Below are 25,211 nucleotides of genomic sequence, written 5' to 3'. Positions count from 1 at the left end.
TCTTGGTCGAAGCCATTGCGTGAGAAATTTTGAGAGTGATGCCATCTTGTTTGTCTACCGTGACCAAGAAAATCTCCATAAAGTTCAAATTAGCTGGCGAAAGCATATCAGAGATTGGGTATAATCGCCGCAAATTTAGCAAGAGACCGTTGAAATGATTAACGTTGGTAAGGTAAACCACTTAGAAATTGTAAAAAAAGCCGACTTTGGACTATTTTTGGATGCTGGAGAGTACGGCACCTCTTTGCTGCCAAATCGCTTTGCGCCAAAAGACGCGGAAGTGGGCCAATTTATTGATGCGTTTCTCTACTTTGATTCCGACAACCAGTTGGTGGCGACGACTGAAACTCCGATTGCCGAAGTGGGCCAGTGGGGGCTGATGGAAATCCAAGGGGTCAACAGCACCGGCGCTTTCGCTAATTGGGGAATTAAAGGCAAAGATCTGTTGATCCCTTTCAGTGAGCAGCGTGCCCGTTTTAGAGAAGGTCAAACTGTGTTGGTATACGTTTATACCGACAAAGCATCTGGGCGCATTGTCGGGACCACCAAATTCAACAAGCTGCTGGATAAAACGCCGGCGCCTTATAGCAAAAACCAGCAAGTCGAGTTGTTGATTGCAGAGCGCAGTGACTTAGGCTTTAAAGCGATCGTTGAAGGCCAACATTGGGGCATGATTTTTAAGTCTGACGTGTTTGGAAAACTCTTTATTGGTAAGCGTCTTAAAGGCTACATCAAAGCAATCCGTGAAGATGGCAAAATCGATCTCTCGCTGCAAAAAGTCGGTGTAGGTAAGATGGATGACTTGAGTGAGAAAGTGCTTGAGTTATTGGAGAAAAAGGGCGGCTTCCTCCCTCTTAATGATAAGTCATCGCCAGAAGCCATTTTCTCAACGTTTCGAACCAGTAAAGGGACGTACAAGAAAACCATTGGCGGTCTTTACAAGCAAGGTCGTATTCGTATCGAGCAAGATGGGATTTATCTCGCTGATTAATCGACTTGAGACAAAAAAAGGCCCGAAGCGGATCATGCTTTGGGCCTAGGGGAAGGGCTCCTACAGAGCCTGCGCTAACTGTCTGATATTCATCACCAATCAATACTTCAATTGTAGTTCAAGATCAGTATAGCGCCAGGCAATGACGAAATTTCATACCTTGGTTTAGGGATTAAAACAGATTTTTGTCTCTTACCAACTCTCTGGGTAGGCCATTTTTGATTCGATTTCCGACCCATTTCCCGAGTCCAATCACATCGTTACCGTACTTGACCAGCACTTCACCTTTGCCTGTTTGTTCCGGTCTCACATCTCTTCCCATGAACCACTCTCTGGCGTCATCAATAGAAAGTTCGACACTGTTCGCTTCATTCCCCGTTGCCAGTGCGGTGGCGACTTGGTGTTGCCAGCGATAGCCTTTCTTATGCGCTTCGGCGATCTTTATTCCCATACGTGAAAAACGCAGTTCGCCGAGCATCGGCTCGAGCGCATCGGGGAACAGCCAGACATCGTTGTCACGCAGCCAAATCGTGGTGTGTTGAGGCAGAGAAACAGACAGCGCGTCTTGTAGTGCGCTAGCGATCGCTTGCTGCTCTTTTGCCGATGCTTTCTGAAACGGAAATTTACCGAGGCGTTTTTTTACATCAGGTGGTGTCGCAGTGCCAGTTTTACGTATTTTTGCCACAAAGAATCCTTCACAGTCATAGACTTGAGGGAATATGTGCAAAAAGCCTTCGGCGGTTAGCGCTTCGTCAGCACCCGGGAATAAGGATTCAAGGCTTTCAAATTCCACCAACTCGCCAAAGGTTAACTTTAAGTGCTGGCAGACTTGCTGGTTCTCTTCCACGCTGAGCGTACAGGTCGAGTAGACCATGACACCGCCCGGTTTTAGGGCGTGAAAAGCACTTTCGATCAGATCTTTTTGCGTCTCGGCGATGGATAGCACTGACGCTTTACTCCAGTTTTTTATCGCATCGGCATCTTTGCGAACCGTACCTTCCCCAGAGCAGGGTGCGTCGATGAGAACGGCATCGAACTGCTCTGGCAGCCAACCACCAAACACGCGGCCATCGAAGTTAGTCAATGCGGCGTTACGAATACCGCAGCGCTCAATATTCGCATGGAGTACTTTCACGCGGCTAGCGGAAAACTCGTTCGCCACCAATACGCCTTCATTGTCCATCAGCGCAGCGATTTGTGTCGTTTTTGACCCTGGTGCAGCCGCCATATCGAGCACCGCCTGAAAGGTGTCATCACCAGAAAAGAGCGCAGAGACAGGCATCATGGAACTGGCTTCTTGGATGTAAAACAGCCCCGACATGTGTTGAGCACGATTCCCCAGTGGCACGCGGGTTTCATCAGCATCAATCCAAAATCCTTCTTCACACCAAGGCACTGGGGTCAATACCCATCCTTGCTGCTCAGCCAGCGCTTTAAAATCGTCCACTGTGGTCTTGAGAGTGTTGACGCGGACACTTTTTCTAAGTGGTCGTTGGCAAGCGGCGATGAAGTCATCCATCGTCAAATGAGACGGAAGGATAGTTTGCATTTCAGCGAGAAAGTCGTCAGGGAGATAAACGTTTTGGTGCACTCTGCATCTCTAAGTAGAAAATTTGCCGAGAGTGTAGCAAAAACGCAGCCACTTGGCTGCGCTTTTACTGATGATAGGTGATAGGTGATAGGTGATAGGTCTTGGCTAAGGTTTTGGTATCACCGTTCGCCAGCTGCGCCAGCTCTCTTCTGCTTTCGGGTGAAGGTAGAAGGTATGGCCATCTTGAGCTATCGGCTCGAGCTGTGTTTGTTGTGGTGTAGCAAAGGTGATACCGCCTCGCACTATGCTTTCAACCGTACCTGCTTTGATATTGGCACCGGTTAGTCCAATCGAGACATCCACACCAGAGGTGTTCCAAAATACGCTATTACGGCGCACTAGATAGGCGTATTCCGGCAGAATATCAATGTCGATGTCGACGCGATCGGCAAATTCACCTAACGATACTGCTCGCACTTGGCCCACCTCGATCTCACGATACAAAATCGGGGTGCCACTGGTGACTGAGCCTCGGCTTTCGGTTTGCAATCTAAATTGCACCCCTTTATAAATTTGAGGCGCAGTGTTAAGTGCGAACTGATGTTGGGGCTGGCCATTACCGGGTTCAACATTAATACTTGGCGTGATTAGATTGTGGATGTTTTTTACTCCCGACAGGCCAATCTCTGCCTGTGATTGCCAAAAGTGCGACCCTGAAACCGCAATGGTTTGGGCGTATTCCGGCAAGATGCGAGCTTGAATTTCAACGCCGCCTTTGGAGAACTCTACGTTGGAAAATATGGGGGTAACAAGCGTGACTTCGCCGACTTGGACACCGTTGTAGTGGATAGGCGTGCCAGTTGTGATCGTTGTGCTGCCGTCAAAGTGCAAGGTGACACGTTGGCCGTATTTACGTGCGGTTTTGAAATCTTTGTATAGCAACCACTTGTCTTTTTGGCGGTTGTCGACCCCCGGCAAGGAATCAAAAGCAATCCCACCTTGGATGATGGTTTTCAGTGGCGCAGCGGTAATGTTGACGCCCGTTAAAGAGGCGTCCACCTCAACGCCAGAGCGATTCCAGAACACGGTTTGCTCACTCAAAAGGTGTTTGTATTGATTTTCAATATTCGCATCGATGATTACACCACCGTCAACTAAGCGAAAATCCGAGACGCTGCCGACTTGCAAGTTGCGATAAAGCAGTGGGCTACCTTTGCTGATTGAGGGCAATTCGGGGGCAAACAGTGTAAGGGTTTGCCAGCCAGAGACATTGTATTTGGCAAGCTCAGCCAAAGACTGACTCGCATACAGCGGATAGCGCTCTTTGGCTTCACCACTGCCTTCACTGACAAAACTCACCGAGCCGGTCAACAGCTGTTTAGCCGGCGGTACAGAGATGTTGAGCCCAGATTCGGTGAGCTCAGCGCTGGCACTGCCGGTGACAAAAAATCGGTTTTGAGAACGGATTAATTCGGAATATTCCGCGTCAATCAGCAGGTCGAACACGACCTGATCATTAATGAGAGATACCTGCGTGATGGAGCCAACCGTGATGCCTTTATAGAGGATGTTCGCCCCGGCGTCTAATCCAAACGAGTTGTTAGACGTCAGTTGCAGCGCGACTGAACGTGCTTGCTGCTTGTTAAATTCAAATTGACGCACGGCGTTAAACTGCCTTGCGCGCTGACCATCTCCGGGGATCAAGGTGAGGTAATTACCTTGGACTAAGTTAGCCAAGTTTTCCACACCCGATAGCGAGACTTTCGCCTCTTCGAGAACAAAACGACTGCCGGTGGTGAGCATATCGCTGAACGCCGGCTGAATAGCGGCGGAAGCGATGATTTTTTCGCGTCCTTCACTGAGCTGCAATCCGGTAATTTGCCCGACCTCAATACCACGGTACATAATGGGCGCACCTGAGGCCTTGATATGGTTGTCGTCAGGTAGCGCAATTTGGATGGCGATACCGCGTCCTGCAGTCTTTAGGTCACGGTACAAACGAAACTCTTCGTTGTCTTCGACGGGCTCTCCGCCATCGGGGGAGTCAACCGCAATAGAGCCGCTGAGCAGAGCGCTCAAACTTTCCAGTCGCACATCAACCCCTTCAAAGCCAATATTGGCGCCAATGCCACTGACGTTCCAAAAGCGGCTCTGATCGGTAATGATGTGGCGATATTGCTCGCGGATTGACGCTTTGATGAGGACGTTCTTCGCGTCGTCATCCAATTTGTAGCTGTAGACTTCGCCAATTGGGATTTTTCGATAGACGATCTGTGAGCCGATGGAAATCCCCCCCAAATCGCGTGATTTCAAGGTGATGTTTAACCCTTGACGCGCGAGAAGATCGGACGGGGCGCGATCCAGCGCGGTATAAACACTCTTAGGTTCAGACGCTTCATCACCGGGTTGAATCGCAATGTAGTTCCCTGAGACCAGAGCATCCAATCCGGAAATGCCGGAAAGGCTGGCGGTCGGTTTGACCATCCAAAAACGCGTATCTTGACCAAGTAACTGAATCGCTTCGGGGTAGATGTCGGCATCCACGTAAATGTTGTCAAGATTGCTCGACAGGTTGATGTCGCGCACCATGCCCACTTCGAGCCCTTGGTAGCGAATGGTGGTGCGCCCGGCGACCAAACCTTGCGCATCAGAAAAATAGATCTGCACACGTTGGCCTGCATCCTGAATGGCTTTAAACACCAGCCAACCTGCCAGTGCCATGGTCAAAATGGGCAATATCCATAGCGGCGATAAGCCTTTATTGCGCTTAATATCTGGCGTGTAAGCATTCTGATTGGGCGAAGCATTACTCATGCGAAGGGGTGTCCTTGTAGGAGGTTTTAGGGTGGTTATCCCAAATGAGTCTTGGGTCGATACTGTCTGCGGCCAGCATGGTTAAGATGACCACGATACCAAAAAAGACGGCGCCGTACCCTGGGGTAAAATTCAAAATTTGGCCACGGTCAACCAAGGTCATCATGATGGAGATAACAAACAGATCCATCATTGACCAGCGGCCAATCCACTTAACGATAAAGTAGATTTTCATTCGATAAATATGATTGATCGAACGTTGAAAATGGATGGCGAGCAAGATGTACGCTAAGCCGAGAATCTTCGCGACCGGAACGACAATACTTGCGATGAAAATGATGGCCGCAATGCCCGCCATATCATTGTTCACCAATGAAGCAACACCCGAGAAGATGGTGTCTTCTAAACGTTGTCCGTTGGTGATTAATATCGAGATTGGGATCAGGTTGGCGGGAAAAATCGCTATCGTTGCCGCCACCAAGTAAGCCCAGGTTGTTTGGAGTGAGCGCGGTTTACGATGATGGATAGGTTTTTCGCAGCGGCGACAGTGCGTACCTTCTGGCTGTGACAAGTGGCAATGGTGGCAGTGGAGCGATTTTTCGCCCAGAGTTAATGTCTCTTCAGGCAGGTAGGCTTCCCAATAACGTCGGATACTAATCCGAGTTAAGAGTAGCACGGTCGCTAACTGCAATAGCACTAGGCCATAAAGCCCGACACCGACGAAGATGTCTGAATAGTCTTGCAACTTGAAGCAAGAGATCGCAACGCTAACCAGAAAGACATCAATCATCACCCAATGTTTGAGTGCCGCGATGGTTTGCAATGACCACTTAAGTAAAGAGAAGTGGCGCTTGGCGAGGGCAATGTGGGCAAGCAGAACGCTCGAGCACACCAGAAACGGCGCAATCGAACTGCAAAAAAACACCAGCAGTGCTAACCATGTAAAGCCTTCATCAATGAGCGCGATAATACCGGCCGGGAGTGTCGCTGGGATCATGACACCAAACAACCGGATACTGATGAAGTCAAAAAAGTGCGAGGGAATAAACAGCATCAAACAGGTGATGGCGATGGCTAAGTTGCCAGAGAGAGAAGGGGTGCCACCCCGATAGAGTTGCGTTCCACAACGCGGACAAAATGCGCTCTTTCCTTGTTCTACCTCACAGGTGTCCACTGCGAGCTCGCAGCCATGACAAAGACGAACTTGGCGAATCTCGCTAGTGTGAGAGTGGAGCGGCGAGGCGCGTTTCATTGAGTGCCTCTTTGTGTGACGTTGTCACTATTAAGGCAGTGTTTAGACGTGAGTTTGTACCGCGCCGTAAAGCGTTTGATATAAACCTTGCTGTTCGACCAGTTCGCCATGTGTCCCTGCCTGAGTGACTTGTCCATCTTCTAAAACGTAAATCAAATCCGCCTGTTTTACGGCAGATAAGCGATGAGCAACGATCAGAGTTGTGCGTCCCTTCAAAAATTCCGTTAAAGCACGGTGGAGGGCGGCTTCCGTTGCGGTATCCAACGCTGACGTTGCTTCGTCTAAAATAACAAATTTTGGATTGCTCAGCACCATGCGCGCAATGGCCAACCGTTGGCGCTGTCCACCGGACAAACGAATCCCGTTGCGGCCCACTTGCGTCTCGAGACCCTCACTGAGTTGACGAATGACATCGTGCATTTGTGCAATCTCTAGGGCTTGCCACAGTTGCTCATCCGGGGAGTCTGATCCAAGGGTCAGATTATGCCTCAGGCTATCGTTAAATAGTATAGGTTGTTGTAATACAACAGCAATTTGATCTCTAATGATATCGAAACTGATATCCTGACATGGCTCACCATTGAAACGAATGATGCCAGAGTCCGGCTGATAAACACCGATTAACAATTGAATTAAGGTAGATTTGCCTCCGCCACTCGCTCCAACCAGTGCGACTTTTTTGCCTGCCGGGATGTTGAGCGATAAATCGCGCAACACCTTGTTTTCCTCATTATAAGCAAAGTTGACCTTTTCTATAGAGACGTCGACTTCTCGGTCTGGCGTGAATGGATTGACGGTTGACACTGGGCGTTGCTCTTCGCCAATACTCAATAGGCTATTGATGCGAGTCAGTGCCGCTTTAGCGCTGTACCACGAAAACTGAATGCCCAACAATTCTTGCACAGGGCTGAGCATAAACCACAGATAGCCAAACACTGCGAAGATTTGACCAATCGTCAGGTCGCTAAACAGCACCATTAACATAGCGACAGCGCGAAACAGCTCAAAGCCAAGTAGGAACAGTAAGAAGGAGACACGCCCTGCCGCTTCCGATTGCCAGGCGTACTTGTCAGCATCGGATCGGATCTGATCGGCCTGTTCGGTTAACTGTTTGAGATACGCTTTTTCTTTATTTGCGGCGCGCAATTGATAGATGCCATCGAGTGTCTCTATCAACCGATTTTGAAAGCGCTCGAACGATTGGTTTTCGCGCTTTTTAAGATGTTTGACTTTGCCGCCCAGCAAGCGGGAGAAGTAAATGACCACCGGATTAACCAGTAAGATGAACAGCCCCAAGCGCCAATCTAACCAGAGCAAAACAACAGCGGTGCCGAGAACGGTCAGTAGGCTTATCAGGAACTTGCTTAACGTAGAGCCAATAAACTGGTCAATGGTTTCAACATCGGTAATCAAGTGGGCATTGATGCCGCCACTGCCTCTTGTCTCGTATTCCTTCATGCTGATGCGACCCAATTTGTCGATCATCTTACGTCGCATTTCAAAAGTAATGGTTTTGGAGACCAGAGTGAACTGACGGCTCTGAACAATGTTCAGCGCTTGGCTTGCCGTGCGCATCACAATGACCAGTAGTAAGGTCAACACTATATAGCCGGTAGGGGTATGAAAGTTGCTCGGCAAGAGCCATTGCATGGCACGCAGCCCGGCTCCAGGTTGGTCTAATAGCACTTCATCGACCATCAATGGCATCAAGAGTGGGATAGGAACACTGATTAAAGTCGCAGCAATCGCCACCAAATTCGCAGCGATTAACTTGGTCTTATGAAGTTTTACTTGAGTTATCAACCAAGAACGGCTAATAGTGTTGGGATTATTAATCATTATAATGAGAATGCTTACTATTTAGTTTGTGCGAATTGTACGCACAAACCGTGTGGAAGTCTCTAGTTTTCAATCGGATGTATATACAATGAACATAGAACAATACCAACGTTTAACCAAGCAAGCGGTTGCACTTATCGAATCAGAAACAGACCTTATTGCCAATCTCTCCAATGTCAGTGCGTTATTGAATATGGAACTGGAGAACCTTAACTGGGTGGGCTTTTATCTGATGAAAGACGGTGAATTGGTATTGGGTCCATTCCAAGGCAAGCCTGCGTGTGTACGTATTCCCGTTGGTAAAGGAGTGTGTGGTACTGCAGTCGCCACCAACAGCGTTCAACGTATCCATGACGTACACGAGTTCGAGGGCCACATTGCGTGTGACGCCGAGAGTAATTCAGAGATAGTGATTCCTTTTTCAATCAATGGTGAAATCCAAGGCGTGCTTGATATTGATAGCCCAAGTGTGGGGCGTTTCAGCGAAATTGACGAGCAGGGGCTAACATTTTTGATGACTGAAGTGGAAAAGCTGCTTAATTCGCACGCTATCGCAGCATAATTTGCCTATTGGCTGTGGTTTTTCATTTGCAGGTCACTATAATACCTCAATTAAAACTCTTAATGCTCGCGGACAAGCCGCAATAACCAGGAATCCTCATGGAAAACACTGAAAAGTTAAAAAACAGCAAAGAAGTGATTGCATATATTGCTGAATGTTTCCCTAAGTGCTTTACTTTAGAAGGTGAAGCAAAGCCGCTTAAAATCGGTATTTTTCAAGATCTTGCGGACCGTCTCAATGACGACCCAAAAGTGAGTAAGACCCAGCTTCGTGCAGCGTTAAGACAGTACACTTCATCATGGCGTTACCTACATGGTGTTAAGCCAGGTGCAGTACGTGTAGATTTAGACGGTAACCCAGCGGGTGAACTGGAAGAAGAGCACGTTGAACATGCGAAAACTGCACTAGCAGAGAGCAAAGCAAAAGTTCAGGCTCGTCGTAAAGAACAAGCTCAAAAAGCGCGCGAAGAAGGGAAGGCTAAAGCCAAACCGGCAGCGAAAAAGCCGCAGAGCCGCCGCCCACAACAAAGTAAAGAACAGAAAGCCAAACAGCCTGTAGAAACGCGCGCATTGAATGCAGACGAAATGACCGTCGGCAACCAAGTAAACGTGAACATGGGCAAAGGAAATATGGCTGCGACTATCGTTGAAATCAATAAGGAAGATGTGCGCGTCCAACTGTCTAACGGCCTACAAATGGTTGTGAAAGCGGAGCACTTGCGCGCATAAAGGAGAATCTCCTACGCATGAAATGCCGTTCAAAACTCTCGCTGATTGCTGCTGGCCTCTGGCTGGCAGCGTCTTCAGCCCATGCTCTTGAAGCAAAACTGAGTCTAAAAGACTTACCCGTACTCGCTCCCGAGACTCAACACGAAACTGCCAGTAAGCGCGTGACTTCTCGATTCACACGCTCTCACTACAAACATTTCACTCTCGACGATACCTTCTCTCAAGCCATTTTCGATCGCTACATCGAAATGCTCGACTACAACAAAAATATCTTTACTCAAGCGGATATTGACTCGTTCAAAGAGTGGGCGGTAGGGATTGACGATCAGCTCAAATCCGGCAACAACCAAATTGCGTTTGATGTCTATAACTTGTCGATGAAGCGTCGTTATGAACGTTTTCAAACTGCGCTGGCGCTGCTTGATGACGAAATGACGTTTGATGTCGATGAAAGCATTGAGCTTGACCGCAGCAAAGCCGCTTGGCCAAAAGATAAAGCCGAGTTGGATGAGTTGTGGCGTAAACGTGTTAAGTATGATGCATTGAATCTCAAACTCACAGGTAAAGAGTGGGAAGAGATCAAAGAGGTGCTTGAGAAACGTTACAACAATGCGCTTAAGCGTCTCAGCCAAACGCACAATGAAGATGCCTTCCAGTTGTACATGAATGCCTTTGCGCGTGAAGTTGACCCGCACACCAGTTACCTCTCTCCGCGCAGTGCTGATCAATTTCAAACTGAGATGAATTTATCGCTCGAAGGAATTGGTGCAGTGTTGCAGATGACTGATGACTATACTGTCATTCGTTCATTAGTGGCTGGTGGACCGGCATCGAATAGCAAGCAGTTGTCCGAAGGGGATCGCATTATCGGTGTCGGCCAAGATGGTGAAGCGATCGTTGATGTTATCGGTTGGCGCCTTGATGATGTGGTTCAATTGATCAAAGGGCCGAAAGGCACCAAGGTGAATTTGCAAATCTTGCCTGAGGGTAAAGAGGCGAAATCGCAAATCATTACTATCGTACGCGACAAAATTCGTTTAGAAGATCGTGCGGTCAAATCAGAAGTGATCGAGCGTGATGGTAAGAAGATTGGTGTGCTCGAAGTGCCGAGTTTTTATGTCGGCCTATCTAAAGATACCGACGAGCAAATCTCCCAACTGAAAGCGAAAGGTGTCGATGGCATCATTGTCGATCTCCGTAACAACGGCGGCGGTGCGTTAACCGAAGCCACTGCGCTATCTGGTCTCTTTATTACTAGCGGTCCGGTGGTGCAAGTTCGCGACAGTTACGGCCGTGTGAACGTGAATGCTGACACAGACGACAAAATCAGCTACGACGGCCCGATGACGGTATTGATTAACCGTTATAGTGCGTCCGCGTCAGAAATTTTTGCCGCTGCGATGCAAGATTACGGTCGAGCGATCATTCTCGGTGAGAACTCATTTGGTAAAGGCACTGTGCAGCAGCACCGCTCTCTCAACCATATCTACGATTTGTTTGATAAAGAGTTGGGCTACGTGCAGTACACGATTCAAAAATTCTATCGAATCGATGGTGGCAGTACACAAAACAAAGGTGTAGCACCTGACATTCCTTTCCCAACCGCTGTAGACGCGGATGAAACCGGGGAGAGTGTCGAAGATAACGCTCTACCTTGGGATAGTATTGATCGCGCCAATTACACCGTGTTAGCACGTAACGATACCTTGATTTCTGCATTAGACGACAAGCACAAGGCGCGTATTGCCAACGATTTAGAGTTCGGTTTCATTGCGCAAGATATTGAAAAGTATCGTGCTGAAAAAGATGACAACGCTTTGTCTCTCAATGAAAAAGTGCGTAAAGCGGAGAGTGAACAGGCAGATAAAGAACGCCTAGCTCGCATCAATTTACGTCAAAAAGCATTGGGTGAGGAGCCGTACACCGATCTTGACGACTTACCTAAAGACTACGAAGCGCCTGACGCTTATTTAGATGAGTCGGTGGCGATCATGGTGGACATGTTGAAGTTGCAGTAAGTCGGCATCTTTCCTGTTACCTGTCTTGGAATCGGCAAATAACACCAAGCGAGCCTATGTGCTCGCTTTTTTTGTGTAGACAATTAATGTGATTTGGATCTAATTTTTCGCGTATTCGTAAAACCCTGCCTAAGCTTTAAGAAAAGAGTGAGGGATGCGTGATGAAATGGATCGGACTAATTCTTTTAATGGGTAGCGCGTGGGTCAGTGCAGAAAGGCTCTCGCCCGAAGTACACGACAACAGTGATCTTACTCAATTTGATCACCCTTTCTTGTTGGGGGACTGGTATCTCGTTAATCCGAGTCCTGATGAATCAGCAGAAAACTTTCTCGCCATCAAGCTTTCGTTGAGCTCCAACTATCAGTTTCAAATCGACATTCAGAAGCGAGACTACTCGGTGGATCATTGGCAAGGTCTCTACACAGCCAACGATGATACCCTAATACTCGGACTCAACTCTTCTGAGCCACAAGCGTACCGCTATTCGGGTAATCACCATTTGCTTAATCTCAACGGTGTGACATTTACTAAGGCGCTCTCCAATTCACTGGCTGGCATTTGGTCGAGTCAGAGTTTAGGTGGACACGATGTCTCAGCCAGTGATGTCGATAAGATGGATTTAGTGCTGCAGCCCGACTTTGTGTTTATGTTCCGTGTCAGCAACGATGAAGGGGATGAAGCGGTGCATCGTGGCGTCTATTACACAGAAGGTGAACACCTTGTACTTCTCTACGAAAATGGCGAGCACGAAACACGTTACGTACTCGACAGTGATACCTTGACACTTGAAATGGAAGAAGGGGCACTTTATGCGGTGCTCGATCGCGTTCGCTAGTGATATCGGCGAATCAATGAGTGATATATAGACAAAACATGGTCTACATGAATAAAAAGCGAGGTTATTGTCGTCAATACCTCGTTTTTTTGATTGGCTAGAGGTAAGCTAATTACGTTTGCCCACGAGTGCTTGACGCCCGTGTTGGCTCATCTCACATTCAGTCAAAAGGATTCAGACATGGCTCAGACTCCACAAGCCAAATATCGCAAAGATTACCAATCGCCTTCTCATACGATTTCTACTATAGACCTTACCTTTGATTTGCATGATAACCAAACGGTGGTTACGGCTATCTCCCAAGTTCAGCAATGCAAAGAGAGCAGTACCTTACAGCTCGATGGTGAGAACTTAACTTTGGTTTCGCTGCAAGTGAATGGTGAGGTTTGGAGCGATTATCAGCAGACGGAGAGCACGCTGACCCTCAACCAGTTGCCGCGCGAGTTTACACTGACCATAGTGACGCACATTGATCCAGAAGCCAATACCGCGCTTGAAGGCTTGTATAAATCGGGCGGAGCGTTTTGCACCCAATGTGAAGCGGAAGGTTTTCGTCGAATCACCTATTACTTGGATAGACCTGATGTGTTGGCCAAGTACACCACCAAAGTGATTGCAGACAAGGCGCAATACCCGTATTTATTGAGTAACGGGAACCGAGTGGCCGCTGGCGATTTAGATCATGGCCGTCATTGGGTTCAGTGGCAAGACCCACACCCTAAGCCGGCGTACCTGTTTGCTTTGGTCGCTGGGGATTTTGATGTTCTGCGCGATACCTTCGTGACTCGCTCTGGCCGCCCTGTCGATTTAGAGATTTTTGTCGACAAAGGCAACTTGGACAGAGCGCCTCACGCGATGACCTCCCTAATCAACTCAATGAAGTGGGACGAAGAGCGTTTCGGCCTTGAGTATGACCTTGATATTTACATGATTGTCGCTGTCGACTTTTTCAATATGGGCGCGATGGAGAACAAAGGACTCAACATCTTTAATTCCAAGTATGTGTTGGCCAATGAGAACACCGCGACCGATAGCGATTATCTTGGTATTGAAGCGGTCATTGGCCATGAGTACTTCCACAACTGGACGGGTAACCGCGTGACCTGTCGTGACTGGTTCCAACTCAGTCTCAAAGAAGGGTTGACCGTGTTCCGCGATCAAGAGTTTTCTTCTGATCTTGGTTCGCGCGCTGTCAATCGTATCAACAACGTACGCATTATTCGTGGACCCCAGTTTGCCGAAGATGCGAGCCCGATGTCTCACCCAATTCGTCCTGACAAAGTGATCGAGATGAATAACTTCTACACCTTAACCGTGTACGAAAAAGGCAGCGAAGTTATTCGAATGATGCACACGTTATTGGGTGAAGAGGGCTTCCAAAAAGGGATGAAGCTCTACTTTGAACGCCACGACGGCACGGCGGCGACTTGCGAAGATTTTGTTTCCGCCATGGAAGATGCATCGGGTGTCGATCTCAAGCAATTCCGTCTCTGGTACAGCCAGTCAGGAACGCCGACGGTCAGTGTGACCAGTGATTACGACAGTGATGCCAAGACGTTTACCTTGCATGTCAAGCAATCGACTGAGCCGACGCAGGATCAGCAAGACAAACAAGCGTTGCACATTCCATTTGATGTCGAGTTATACGCCCCAACGGGAGAAGTTGTTGAGTTACGCTGTAACGGAAAGCCGATTCATCACGTTCTCGATGTCACTCAAAGTGAGCAGAGTTTTGTATTCGAAGATGTCGCTGAGCGTCCGATCCCATCGTTATTGAGAGAGTTCTCCGCTCCAGTGAAGTTGGAGTACGATTACAGTGACGAGGAATTAACCTTCCTTATGGTTCATGCTCGCAATGACTTTGCGCGTTGGGATGCAGGCCAAATGTTATTAGCAAAATACATTCGCAGTAATGTTGAACGTATTCAGCAAGGTAATGTCGATGTCGCGCTACCGGATGCGCTGATTGATGCGTTCCGCGGCGTGCTTTTGTCTGATGTTCTTGAACCTGCGTTTATTGCAGAGATGTTAGCGCTGCCAAGTCACAATGAAGTGTCAGGTTGGTACAAGCAGGTCGATGTGGATGCCATTGCTGCGGTACTTAAAGGCATTAAAGTTCAACTTGCACAGCAGTTAGAGGATGAGTTCAGTGCGCTGTACCATGCTCTAGTGCAAAGTGACTATCGAGTTGACCATCAAGCGATTGGCCAACGTGCACTTAGAAACACGGCGCTAGCGTATTTAGCGTATACAGAGCAGGGGAATCGTCTCGTTGAAGCGCAATATGATCAGGCCAACAACATGACGGACACCATGGCGGCCATGACCGCAGCAAACAGCGCGCAGTTGCCGTGTCGCGAGCGTTTGATGAGTGACTACAGCGAGCAATGGAAACATGATGGATTGGTGATGGACAAGTGGTTCATATTGCAAGGGACCAACCCAGCGGGCAACGCACTTGATGTGATCAAGTCGACCATGAATCACAGTGCGTTTAGCTTGAAAAACCCTAACCGTACGCGCAGTTTGATTGGTTCTTTCTTGAACATGAACCCTGTCGCTTTCCATGACAAATCTGGTAAAGGTTATGAGTTTGCGGGCGAAATCTTAAGAGAGCTCAACAGCTCGAACCCTCAGGTGGCGTCACGTTTGATTGATCCTCTGCTTAAGCTAGGTAAATACGATGAGCAGAGACAAGCCCTGATTCGCAAAGAGTTAGAAGCGCTGAAATCTATGGATAACTTGGCCAAAGACTTGTTCGAAAAAGTCAGCAAGGCGCTAGAAGTCTAAGTCATCCACTCGCCAACAGTAGCACGTAATTGTGCTACTGTTTATTTATACAGTAATGCATTAATAACTCATGAACCACTACTATTTCTCGCTCAATATCTCTTATCAATCGTTTCTCAACCACTACAATGGTGCGGCGAGCCAGATATTGGTAACCACGGACAATGGACTTCGTTTGCAACTGCCAGCGATGCGTTTTCGACCGTTTGTCAGTCAAATCGGCTTGAAAGGACGATTCAGATTAACAACTGACCAAAATAATAAGTTTATTAAGTTAGAAGTTCTGTGAGAGATTGATTTCATAGAAGTTTAAATAGAACCTTAATCACATTCTCAAACATTTCACCTCCTACCACTCCTAAAAGAATTAACCATTTATCAATAAAGCTTTTACAATAAAGCGGCATTACCCGTGTAAAGCACTATTCTTACAACTAAAGAACGATGCTTACGACATCCCCCCTACTTAAAAAAATTCTAATAGTGGAGTGTGAATATGACCGCGCGTGAAACCCTAATGCCGGTTCTGCTTGAAAAAGTCTACAAGCTGATTCAAGACAAACTCGAGCTTGCTCATCAACCTTTAGTCACTCAACTTGCTCAACACCTGTTCAGTAATATTGCTCAAGACGACCTGATTGAACGAAACGAATCGGATCTCTACGGTGCGGTCGTCAGTTTGTGGCATCACATCAATGAAAAGAAACCCGATGAGATATCGGTTCGCGTCTTTAACCCGACGGTAAGCCGTCAAGGTTGGCAATCGACGCACACTATCGTTGAAATTGTTGTCCCGGACAGTCCATTTCTTGTCGACTCAATCAAAATGGCGCTGAGCCGTTTAGACATGGCGTCACATCTGATGTTACATGGCCCAACGCAAATCGAACGCGGTGCCAACGGGGTGATTAAATCGATCAATGAGGGTGAGGGCGCGTTGCAATCGCTGTTTCATATCGAAGTGGATAGACTCAGTGACAAATCGGCGATGACGTCACTCAAAGATGAGCTGATCAAAATTCTCACCGATACCGGTATGGTGGTCAAAGATTGGCGTCAAATGGTTGAGAAACTTGAATTAGTGACCAACCAACTGGAAGCACAAAAAGAGCGTATTCCCGTCGAAGGGGATCGCTATGAAGATACACTGAACTTTTTGCGTTGGCTTGGCGATCACAACTTCACCTTCATGGGTTATAAAGAGTATGACCTCGTCTCCACAGACGGCGATACAGAACTGCGCCCGACCAAAGAACAAGGTCTGGGCTTGTTTGCTAATCCCGATCGTGTGCGCAGCGTGAAATTGTCTGACTTCCCTGATTCTGCGCGCCTAGAAGCGAAGAAACCTTTTCTATTGATTGTGACCAAAGGAAACGTCGCTTCTCGTATTCATCGTCCTGCGTATACCGATTACATCGGGATCAAAAAATTTGATGAGAATGGCAAAGTGATTGGTGAGCATCGTTTCACTGGGCTTTACACTTCTGCGGTGTACAACCAAAGTGTGGCGAGCATTCCACTGATTCGTGAAAAGGTCGAACGAATCCTCAAAGCCAGCGGGTATCGCGAAGGTTCCTACTCATACAAAGCGCTACACAATATCCTAGAAAACTATCCGCGTGATGAACTGCTCCAAGCCAAAGAAGAAGAGTTGCTTGAAGTCGGTATGGGCGTGGTGCAGATGCAAGACCGTGACTTGCTGCGTCTGTTTGTGCGCAAAGACCCGTTCGGTCGTTTCTTTAGCTGCATGGTCTATGTGACGAAAGATCGCTACAACACCGAGCTGCGCCGTCAAACTCAACGCATCTTGAAGCAGTATTTTGGTTGTGAGCAAGAAGTGGAGTTCACCACTTACTTCTCTGAAAGCCCACTGGCAAGAACCCACTACATCGTTCGTGTTGACAATAACAACATGGACATTGACGTAAAAACAATAGAGCAAAACTTAATGGAAGCATCGTCGACTTGGGATGATCGTCTCTCTGATGCGATCGTTGCGAACTTTGGAGAGAGTAAAGGGTTGCCGTTGTCGAAAGAGTACAACCGCGCTTTCCCACGATCCTATAAAGAAGATGTGATGCCAGGCTCGGCCGTCGCCGATATTGAGCGCCTCGAAGCGCTCAGTGACGACAACAAACTGGGCATGTTGTTCTATCGTCCGCAAGAGCTGGCCAAAGATTCGAAATCGGTGAGACTCAAACTTTACCACCGTGATGAGCCTATTCATCTTTCGGATGTGATGCCGATGTTGGAAAACTTGGGGCTGCGCGTCATCGGTGAATCTCCGTACGAAGTGCACAAAGCTAATGGACAAGTTTATTGGATCCTGGATTTCTCGATGCTGCATAAGAGCGAGAAAACCGTTGATCTTCGCGTCGCACGCGATCGTTTCCAACAAGCCTTTGCGTCAATCTGGGCGGGAGACCTAGAGAGCGATGGCTTTAACCGATTGGTTCTTGGCGCTTCGCTAACTGGTCGTGAAGTCTCGATTCTACGCGCTTATGCTCGATACATGCGCCAAGTCGGTTTCCCATTTAGTCAACAGTACATTGAAGAAACACTGAGTCATTACCCTGATCTTGCCAAAGGCCTAGTCACGCTGTTTGCTAAGCGCTTTGATCCTAAATTCAAAGGCAGCAAAAAAGGTCAAGCGGACTTAGTCGAGAAAATGACTGAGCAGCTTGATCACGTTGAAAGTTTGGACGACGACCGCATCATCCGTCGTTACATGGAAATGATCACCGCGACGGTTCGTACCAACTACTATCAAGTGGATGATCAAAACCAGCCTAAACCTTGGCTCTCGTTAAAACTTCAGCCACGCAAAATCCCAGATATTCCTCAGCCGGTTCCGGCTTTTGAAATTTTCGTTTATGCGCCGGACATTGAAGGTGTTCACTTGCGTGGCGGAAAAGTCGCGCGAGGTGGGTTACGTTGGTCTGATCGTCAAGAAGATTTCCGTACCGAGATTTTAGGTTTGGTAAAAGCGCAGCAAGTGAAAAACACCGTGATTGTGCCGGTGGGCGCGAAAGGGGGTTTCGTCTGTAAACGTCAACACACACTGAGCGGTCGTGACGAAATTTTTGCTGAAGGTCAGCGCTGTTACAAACGTTTTATTCGTGCACTGCTTGATGTGTCTGACAACATCATTGAAGGGGAAGTCATCGCGCCAAGTCATGTCGTGCGCCATGATGAGGATGACCCGTATCTTGTTGTTGCAGCGGATAAAGGCACCGCGACGTTCTCGGATTTGGCGAACTCAGTCTCCGCAGAATACAACTTCTGGCTAGGGGATGCGTTTGCCTCTGGGGGCTCAAACGGTTACGACCACAAAGCAATGGGCATTACGGCCAAGGGTGGTTGGGAATCGGTCAAACGACATTTCCGTGAAATGGGCATCAACTGTCAAACGACCGATTTTACCGCGATTGGTGTGGGTGATATGGCGGGGGATGTGTTTGGTAACGGCATGCTGCTATCGAAGCATATCCGCTTGCAGGCTGCCTTTAACCATTTGCATATTTTCATTGACCCTGATCCTGATTCTGCGAGCACTTGGGAAGAGCGCCAACGTTTGTTCAATCTACCGCGTTCAAGTTGGGAAGATTACAATCCGGAACTTATCTCCAAAGGCGGCGGTGTGTTCTCACGCAAGTCGAAGTCTATTCCTCTTTCCCCTGAGATCCAAAAAATGCTAGGGGTGAAGAAAGCGTCGGCGGCACCGAATGAACTGATCAAACTGATCCTGCAAATGAAAGTCGATTTGTTGTGGAACGGCGGTATCGGTACTTACGTGAAATCGTCTAAGGAAACGCATTCGGATGTTGGTGACCGTGCGAACGATGTATTGCGTATTGATGGACGCGATCTGCGCGCTAAAGTGGTCGGTGAAGGTGGCAACCTGGGCATGACTCAACTCGGTCGTGTGGAGTACGCGTTGAAAGGTGGCCGCGTCAATACTGACTTTGTCGATAACGTCGGCGGTGTTGATTGCTCGGACAATGAGGTCAACATTAAGATCTTCCTCAACGGATTGGTGGCGAATGGTGACTTAACGGTTAAACAGCGCAATCAAATCCTAGAGTCGATGGAAGATGAGGTCGGTGAGATTGTTCTTGAAGATGCGTATTGCCAATCTGAATCGATCTCTGTCACCGAACACCAAGGCACATCACTGGTTAAGGAACAAATTCGCTTTATCCATACTTTAGAAAAAGCAGGTCAACTGGATCGAGCGTTAGAGTATATTCCTGACGATGAAACCTTATTAGAGCGAGAAAAGCAGGGTAAAGCACTGACTCGTCCTGAGCTCTCTGTGCTGGTGGCGTATGGCAAGATGGTTCTGAAAGAAGAATTGGTGCATGACGACATTGCCAATGATCAGGTGCATGCGCAGCAACTGATCCAATACTTCCCAACAGAGTTACGCCGTAACTATGCTCAGCAGATGGACAACCATCCACTGAAAGCCGAAATCATTGCCACCATGCTCGCCAATCAAATGGTGAATGAGATGGGGTGCAACTTTGTGACTCGACTCCGTGAGGAGACGGGAGCACATGTCGTCGATATTACCAATGCGTATGTCGCCGCGCGTGAGATCTTCGGTTTGGGTGAGGTGTTCACGCAACTTCGTGCTCTTGATAACCATGCCTCGACCGACGCTCAGTATGACATGATGTTTTATGTCAGACGTACGCTGCGCCGTCTGTCACGTTGGTTGATCCGTAATCGTACTGGTCGCCAATGTGTCAAAGCCATGATTGATCTCTATAAAGCAGACGTAGAAACCATCAAACAGCAGCTTGATACCATGTTGGTGCCGGCGGAAGTGGAAGAGCACAATCATATGGCAAACCGTTGGATTGAGCAGGGCGTATCCGAAGCGTTGGCGAGTTATGTTGCGCGTTTGTCGAGTCTATACTCAGTACTGGATATATCCACAGTATCTCGTGAAAAAGGCAAATCGGTTGAGCAAAGTGCAAAACTCTACTACAACTTGGGTGATCGTTTGTCTCTCCACTGGTTCTTGAAACAAATCAATACTCAAGCCGTGGACAACCATTGGCAAGCCTTGGCTCGCGCAGCATTTAGAGAAGATCTTGATTGGCAGCAACGTCAGTTAACTGGGCAAGTGTTGAGTTGTAACTGCGAACCTAAAGATCTTGATGTAATGAAAGCACTCGATGACTGGATTGAGAAAAACGAAGTGTCGCTGCATCGATGGGAAAATATTCTCAACGAGTTTAAAGTGGGGGCAGTCCATGAATTCGCCAAGTTCTCAGTCGCATTGCGTGAATTGATGCTCCTCAACCTAAACTGCTCTGCCAATGAGTAACCGTTTGCGTTAATCGTTGAATTATTCGGTAAAACGTTGAATAATACTGCCCCGTTTATACGGGGCTTTTTTCTTTCGGAGGCACAATGCTTTACCGTCTTGCCAGAGCTGGCTTTTTCCAACTTGATGCCGAGAAGGCACACGATCTCGCCATTGAAAACTTCAAACGTTTTACCGGCACACCATTGGATCTTTTCTACAGACAGCAACTCCCGCATCGCCCAGTCGAGTGCATGGGTCTGACTTTCCGCAACCCAGTAGGCCTTGCAGCGGGTCTGGACAAAAATGGCGAATGTATTGAAGCCTTTGATGCCATGGGTTTTGGTTTTGTCGAAGTAGGGACGGTCACACCACGTCCGCAACCGGGTAACGACAAGCCGCGTTTGTTCCGCCTTGTTGAAGCACAAGGGATCATCAACCGCATGGGTTTCAACAATCTCGGCGTCGATAATCTTGTCGAGAATGTTAAAAAAGCCAAGTATGACTGCGTACTTGGTATCAATATCGGTAAGAACAAAGACACACCGATCGAAAAAGGTGCCGATGACTACCTAATCTGTATGGAGAAGGTTTACCAATATGCGGGTTATATTGCCGTCAACATCTCCTCACCAAACACTCCGGGACTACGTTCGTTGCAATATGGTGAAGCGCTCGATGAATTATTGAGTGAACTCAAAGCCAAACAAGCGGAGCTTGCTGAAAAATACAGTAAGTACGTGCCACTAGCACTTAAGATCGCACCGGATCTGAGCGATGATGAGATCAGCCAGATCTGTCAGTCGCTCCTTAAGAACAACATCGATGGTGTCATTGCGACTAATACGACTCTCGACCGATCGATTGTGGAAGGAATGAAACACGCCAACGAAGCAGGGGGCCTAAGTGGTCGTCCAGTGCAATCTCGCAGCACCGAAGTTGTGCGACGTTTACATGAAGAGTTGGGGGATGCGATCCCTGTGATTGGTGTGGGTGGTATAGACTCATATGTCGCTGCCAAAGAAAAACTGATGGCAGGGGCAAAGCTAGTACAAGTCTATTCTGGTTTTATCTACCACGGCCCTGGCTTAGTGAAAGACATTGTTAAAAATCTATAATCAGTCGTCCTATTTCTGGATAGAGTGACGCCGTCACCTGATAAATATATCACTATAAATAGAGTAATCTAAGAGGAAATGAGAATTCATTTCCTCTTTTTTTTTGCCAATGAGTGCATAAAATCAGCCTTAAGACTTGGAAAGGTAATTAAGCGTTTTACCTAAACCCATCAGGCGAAGAGACGGAACGATGCTTAAACCCAGTGACAAATGGACTTGGTACTATGATGATACCGAAGGGCACCTTATGCTCGATCTCGGTGACAACATGGTCTTCAAAACCAACCTTTCCCGCAAACTTATCGTAGACTGTGCCGTTGGCGTTAACGAATTTAGCGTTGATGATGCGTCTGCATTTCAAACGTACAAAGAGCAAATCTCTCTCCTTGGTCTTAGTGAACCGCGTCAAGCTGAGCTCGCACTCTACTGTGTAGCGGCTAAGCGTTTCCACAAGCCGGTTCAGCCGAAGAGTTGGTTTTTCGACAATATTTCTGACGGTGAGCAACCCCTTGAAGAGGGCGATTTTGTCTATCTGTCGAATCAGCTTAGCCAAGGTTATTTTATTGTTTTGGAAGTTGGGGATAGCGCCAGCCTGTGTGCCCAGGTTAGTCTCGAAGCATTTCACCTCAACCCTTCTAAATCACTCCAGTTTGGCCAAGCCATTAAGGTGATGCATGATCGCATGCGAGTGGCCAACCAACAGTTTCAAACGCAGCCTATGGCGCTGGTGGGGTAGCTGTTAGCGAATTAACGATAAGACTCTCCTTGTTGTATTCATTCCTTTGATTCATTTTTCATTTCCATCGGCCAAGCGCCGATTTTTTTTGTCTTAATTTTGAACGTTTATCTGTCTCACAAGTGTGAGTTAGTTGCCAGTTTTGCTCAACAAGTGACCAGCTAAACCACGCGCTCTGAACCCTTACAATCATCAAATTCAACGAAAAATTCCTCTATTGAGGCATTTCTGAAATAAAATTACACTGAAAATGTAATCTGGTATATACCAATTTGGGTGTAAATAAGTATTCACTTCGCTTTAAAGGTACGTAGCGTCGTTGCTTACAAAAAGTGAAGTTGGATTAGGTGCGACAAATCATGGGTATGCCGTTCGGAGCACCATAAACAGGATGAGTGGTGAATGAATCATCGATTAACGTAGTAATTAAGTGAGATAAAGTGCGCAGGGAGTAACGCAATGAACGAATGTCGGTTATAATGCCGGGTCATTTTTTAAAGAAATAAACATCACTATGCATCAATATCTTGCGGTTACATCCAATGGTATGGAGAACCTGTTAGTTGAAGAGCTGACGAACTTGGGAATAGAGAACGCGAAACCTGTTCAGGCAGGGGTTCGCTTTAAAGCCACGAATGAGCAAGTGTATCGTGTGTGTCTATGGAGCCGTTTGGCCTCACGTTTTGTTCGCGTGCTTTCAGAGTTCACCTGTAATGATGATATGGATCTTTACCTTGCTGCCTCTGCGGTCAACTGGGTCAACCATTTCCACAGCTCAAAGAAGTTTGTCGTGGATTTTAACGGCACAAACCGCGAGATTCGTAACAGCCAGTATGGTGCGATGAAGGTCAAAGATGCGGTTGTCGATTGCTTTGAAAAGAAAAACTTACCGAGACCGTCGATCAGTAAAGATCATAGTGATCTTCGTATCCATGTCCGCTTACACAAAGATAAAGCCTTGTTAGGTATTGATATGGTCGGTGGCGGCTTACACCAACGGGGTTACCGTAGCGAATCTGGTCGAGCGCCATTGCGTGAGACACTCGCGGCAGCCATTATCGGACGCAGTGGTTGGCAAGCAGGTAGTAACTTGCTTGATCCTATGTGTGGCTCTGGCACCTTGCTAATAGAAGCGGCGATGATGGCAGCCAACATGGCGCCAGGCGTCAAACGCGCAAAGTGGGGCTTTGAATCCTTAGAAGATTTCGAACCTGAGGTGTGGGCGGAAATTAAATCTGAAGCGGCGGTTCAAGCTCGTTGTGGTGTCAAAAAAGTTGACTCTAAGTTTTACGGATTTGATAACGATAGCCGCGTGATTCAGATTGCCAAAGATAATGCCCGTCGCGCGGGTGTTGATGGATTGATCCACTTTGAGGTGAGTGACGCAGCAAAAGTGACACGCCCAGCGGATTTCGATTCTGGAGTCGTGATCTGTAACCCACCTTACGGTGAACGTCTAGGTACGCATCCTGGCTTAATTGCGCTTTATACGGCGTTCGGCGCCCAGTTGAAGGCGGAATTTGGTGGCTGTCACGCGTCAATATTCTCAAGTTCTGATGAGTTGCTTAGCTGTTTACGCATGCGTGCAGAGAAACAGTTTAAGTTAAATAATGGTGCGTTACCCTGTCACCAAAAGAACTACTCGATTTCAGCTCGCTCAGCAGAGTCACGTAAAGATGCAGAGTCGGGTGAGACTCGTCAAAGCAGTATTGCACCTGACTTTTCAAATCGACTCAAAAAGAATCTCGCGAAAATTGGAAAGTGGGCGCGTAAAGAAAAGCTTGATTGCTATCGTGTCTACGATGCAGATCTGCCCGATTACAACGTGGCGATTGACGTGTACTGTGATCACCTCGTGATTCAAGAGTATGCTGCGCCTAAAAGCATTCCAGAGGAAACGGCGAAGCGACGTCTAACCGACATTATTCAAGCGACGATTGAAGTGACGGGGACCGATGCGAATAAAGTCGTGCTCAAGGTCCGTGAGAAGCAGAAAGGGCGCGCTCAATATCAGAAGTTGTCGCAAGAGTCGCGAAAAATGGAGGTCTCCGAGTACGGCGTGAAGCTGTTCGTGAACCTACATGATTATCTCGATACCGGCCTGTTTTTAGATCATAAAATCACACGTCGTAGACTGGGTGAGATGGCAAAGGGTAAGGACTTCCTGAACTTGTTTGCGTACACAGGTTCTGCGACCGTCCACGCCGCGTGTGGTGGTGCAAAGTCGACCACCACCGTCGACATGTCCAAAACCTATTTAGATTGGGCGAAAGAGAACATGGCGTTGAATGGTCAAGTGGGGCGTCAACACCGTTTTGAGCAAGCCGATTGTTTGCAATGGCTTGAGAAATCGACGGCTCAGTTTGATCTCATCTTCATTGATCCCCCGACGTTCTCGAACTCAAAGCGCATGGAGCAGTCGTTCGATGTGCAAAGAGATCACATTCAACTGATGAGCCAGCTGAAACGCCTATTGCGCACTGACGGTACGATTGTGTTCTCCAACAACAAGCGTCACTTTAAGATGGACAATGATGCGCTGTCCGAGCTTGGTTTGGAGGCAAAGAATATCTCACACCAAACGTTGCCGATGGACTTCGCTCGCAATAAACAGATTCATAACTGCTGGTTGATCACGCATCGCCAGTAAACTCGGTGTATGAACAAGGATAGATAGCA

The 25,211-nt window shown here is 47.7% G+C and carries 15 protein-coding genes; 11 read left to right on the top strand and 4 right to left on the bottom strand.

All coding sequences use genetic code 11. The features are described 5' to 3' along the window. The first annotated feature begins 154 nt into the window (after positions 1-154). Entirely contained in the window at positions 155-991 is an 837-nt protein-coding gene (locus tag AC6R0R_RS08065) for a CvfB family protein (protein WP_500626320.1), read from the top strand. A 172-nt stretch (positions 992-1,163) separates the two neighbouring features. Here AC6R0R_RS08065 and rsmF read toward each other — a convergent pair whose 3' ends face one another. From rsmF to AC6R0R_RS08045, 4 genes are all read right to left on the bottom strand, one after another. Beyond that, positions 1,164-2,582, bottom strand: coding sequence for a 16S rRNA (cytosine(1407)-C(5))-methyltransferase RsmF (gene rsmF, locus AC6R0R_RS08060; RefSeq protein WP_500626319.1), 1,419 nt, complete (start codon positions 2,580-2,582; stop codon positions 1,164-1,166). 105 nt (positions 2,583-2,687) lie between these two features. Then, the gene (locus tag AC6R0R_RS08055; RefSeq protein ID WP_500626318.1) at positions 2,688-5,336 is read right to left on the bottom strand and encodes an MlaD family protein; all 2,649 of its coding nucleotides are present in this window, start codon (positions 5,334-5,336) and stop codon (positions 2,688-2,690) included. Beyond that, positions 5,329-6,588 carry a PqiA/YebS family transporter subunit gene (locus AC6R0R_RS08050; protein ID WP_500626317.1) on the bottom strand — a complete coding sequence of 420 codons (1,260 nt, stop codon included), beginning with the start codon at positions 6,586-6,588 and terminating at the stop codon, positions 5,329-5,331. The genes AC6R0R_RS08055 and AC6R0R_RS08050 overlap by 8 nt, the downstream gene beginning before the upstream one ends. A gap of 42 nt (positions 6,589-6,630) precedes the next feature. Then, positions 6,631-8,427: an ABC transporter ATP-binding protein gene (locus AC6R0R_RS08045; protein WP_500626316.1), complete on the bottom strand. Its 1,797-nt coding sequence runs from the start codon at positions 8,425-8,427 to the stop codon at positions 6,631-6,633. 88 nt (positions 8,428-8,515) lie between these two features. Here AC6R0R_RS08045 and AC6R0R_RS08040 point away from each other — a divergent pair, with 88 nt between their 5' ends. From AC6R0R_RS08040 to rlmKL, 10 genes are all read left to right on the top strand, one after another. After that, the gene (locus tag AC6R0R_RS08040) at positions 8,516-8,989 is read left to right on the top strand and encodes a free L-methionine (R)-S-oxide reductase MsrC (protein ID WP_334555386.1); all 474 of its coding nucleotides are present in this window, start codon (positions 8,516-8,518) and stop codon (positions 8,987-8,989) included. Between the two features lie 98 nt (positions 8,990-9,087). After that, a complete protein-coding gene (gene proQ / locus AC6R0R_RS08035; protein ID WP_334555385.1) occupies positions 9,088-9,717 on the top strand; it encodes an RNA chaperone ProQ in 630 nt (209 codons plus the stop codon). A 17-nt stretch (positions 9,718-9,734) separates the two neighbouring features. Next, complete coding sequence (gene prc, locus AC6R0R_RS08030; RefSeq protein WP_500626315.1) at positions 9,735-11,735, top strand: carboxy terminal-processing peptidase; 2,001 nt, start codon at positions 9,735-9,737, stop codon at positions 11,733-11,735. Between the two features lie 161 nt (positions 11,736-11,896). Further along, positions 11,897-12,571 (top strand): hypothetical protein, encoded by a 675-nt coding sequence (locus AC6R0R_RS08025; RefSeq protein ID WP_487902002.1) that lies wholly within the window; start codon positions 11,897-11,899, stop codon positions 12,569-12,571. Between the two features lie 180 nt (positions 12,572-12,751). Continuing rightward, positions 12,752-15,361: an aminopeptidase N gene (gene pepN, locus AC6R0R_RS08020; RefSeq protein WP_500626314.1), complete on the top strand. Its 2,610-nt coding sequence runs from the start codon at positions 12,752-12,754 to the stop codon at positions 15,359-15,361. Between the two features lie 70 nt (positions 15,362-15,431). Next, the gene (locus tag AC6R0R_RS08015) at positions 15,432-15,650 is read left to right on the top strand and encodes a DUF2835 domain-containing protein (protein ID WP_334555382.1); all 219 of its coding nucleotides are present in this window, start codon (positions 15,432-15,434) and stop codon (positions 15,648-15,650) included. Between the two features lie 207 nt (positions 15,651-15,857). Next, positions 15,858-20,699: an NAD-glutamate dehydrogenase gene (locus AC6R0R_RS08010; RefSeq protein ID WP_500626313.1), complete on the top strand. Its 4,842-nt coding sequence runs from the start codon at positions 15,858-15,860 to the stop codon at positions 20,697-20,699. Positions 20,700-20,785: 86 nt separating this feature from the next. After that, positions 20,786-21,796, top strand: a complete 1,011-nt coding sequence (pyrD, locus tag AC6R0R_RS08005; protein WP_500626312.1) for a quinone-dependent dihydroorotate dehydrogenase — start codon at positions 20,786-20,788, stop codon at positions 21,794-21,796. 190 nt (positions 21,797-21,986) lie between these two features. After that, on the top strand, positions 21,987-22,532 hold the full coding sequence (locus AC6R0R_RS08000; RefSeq protein ID WP_500626311.1) for a cell division protein ZapC: 546 nt from the start codon (positions 21,987-21,989) through the stop codon (positions 22,530-22,532). A 514-nt stretch (positions 22,533-23,046) separates the two neighbouring features. Beyond that, positions 23,047-25,182, top strand: a complete 2,136-nt coding sequence (gene rlmKL / locus AC6R0R_RS07995; RefSeq protein WP_500626310.1) for a bifunctional 23S rRNA (guanine(2069)-N(7))-methyltransferase RlmK/23S rRNA (guanine(2445)-N(2))-methyltransferase RlmL — start codon at positions 23,047-23,049, stop codon at positions 25,180-25,182. The last annotated feature ends 29 nt before the right edge of the window (positions 25,183-25,211 follow it).

This window comes from Vibrio sp. R12-SW3-ISO1 (assembly GCF_059834005.1).
This window is presented reverse-complemented; position numbering and strand designations above follow the sequence as displayed.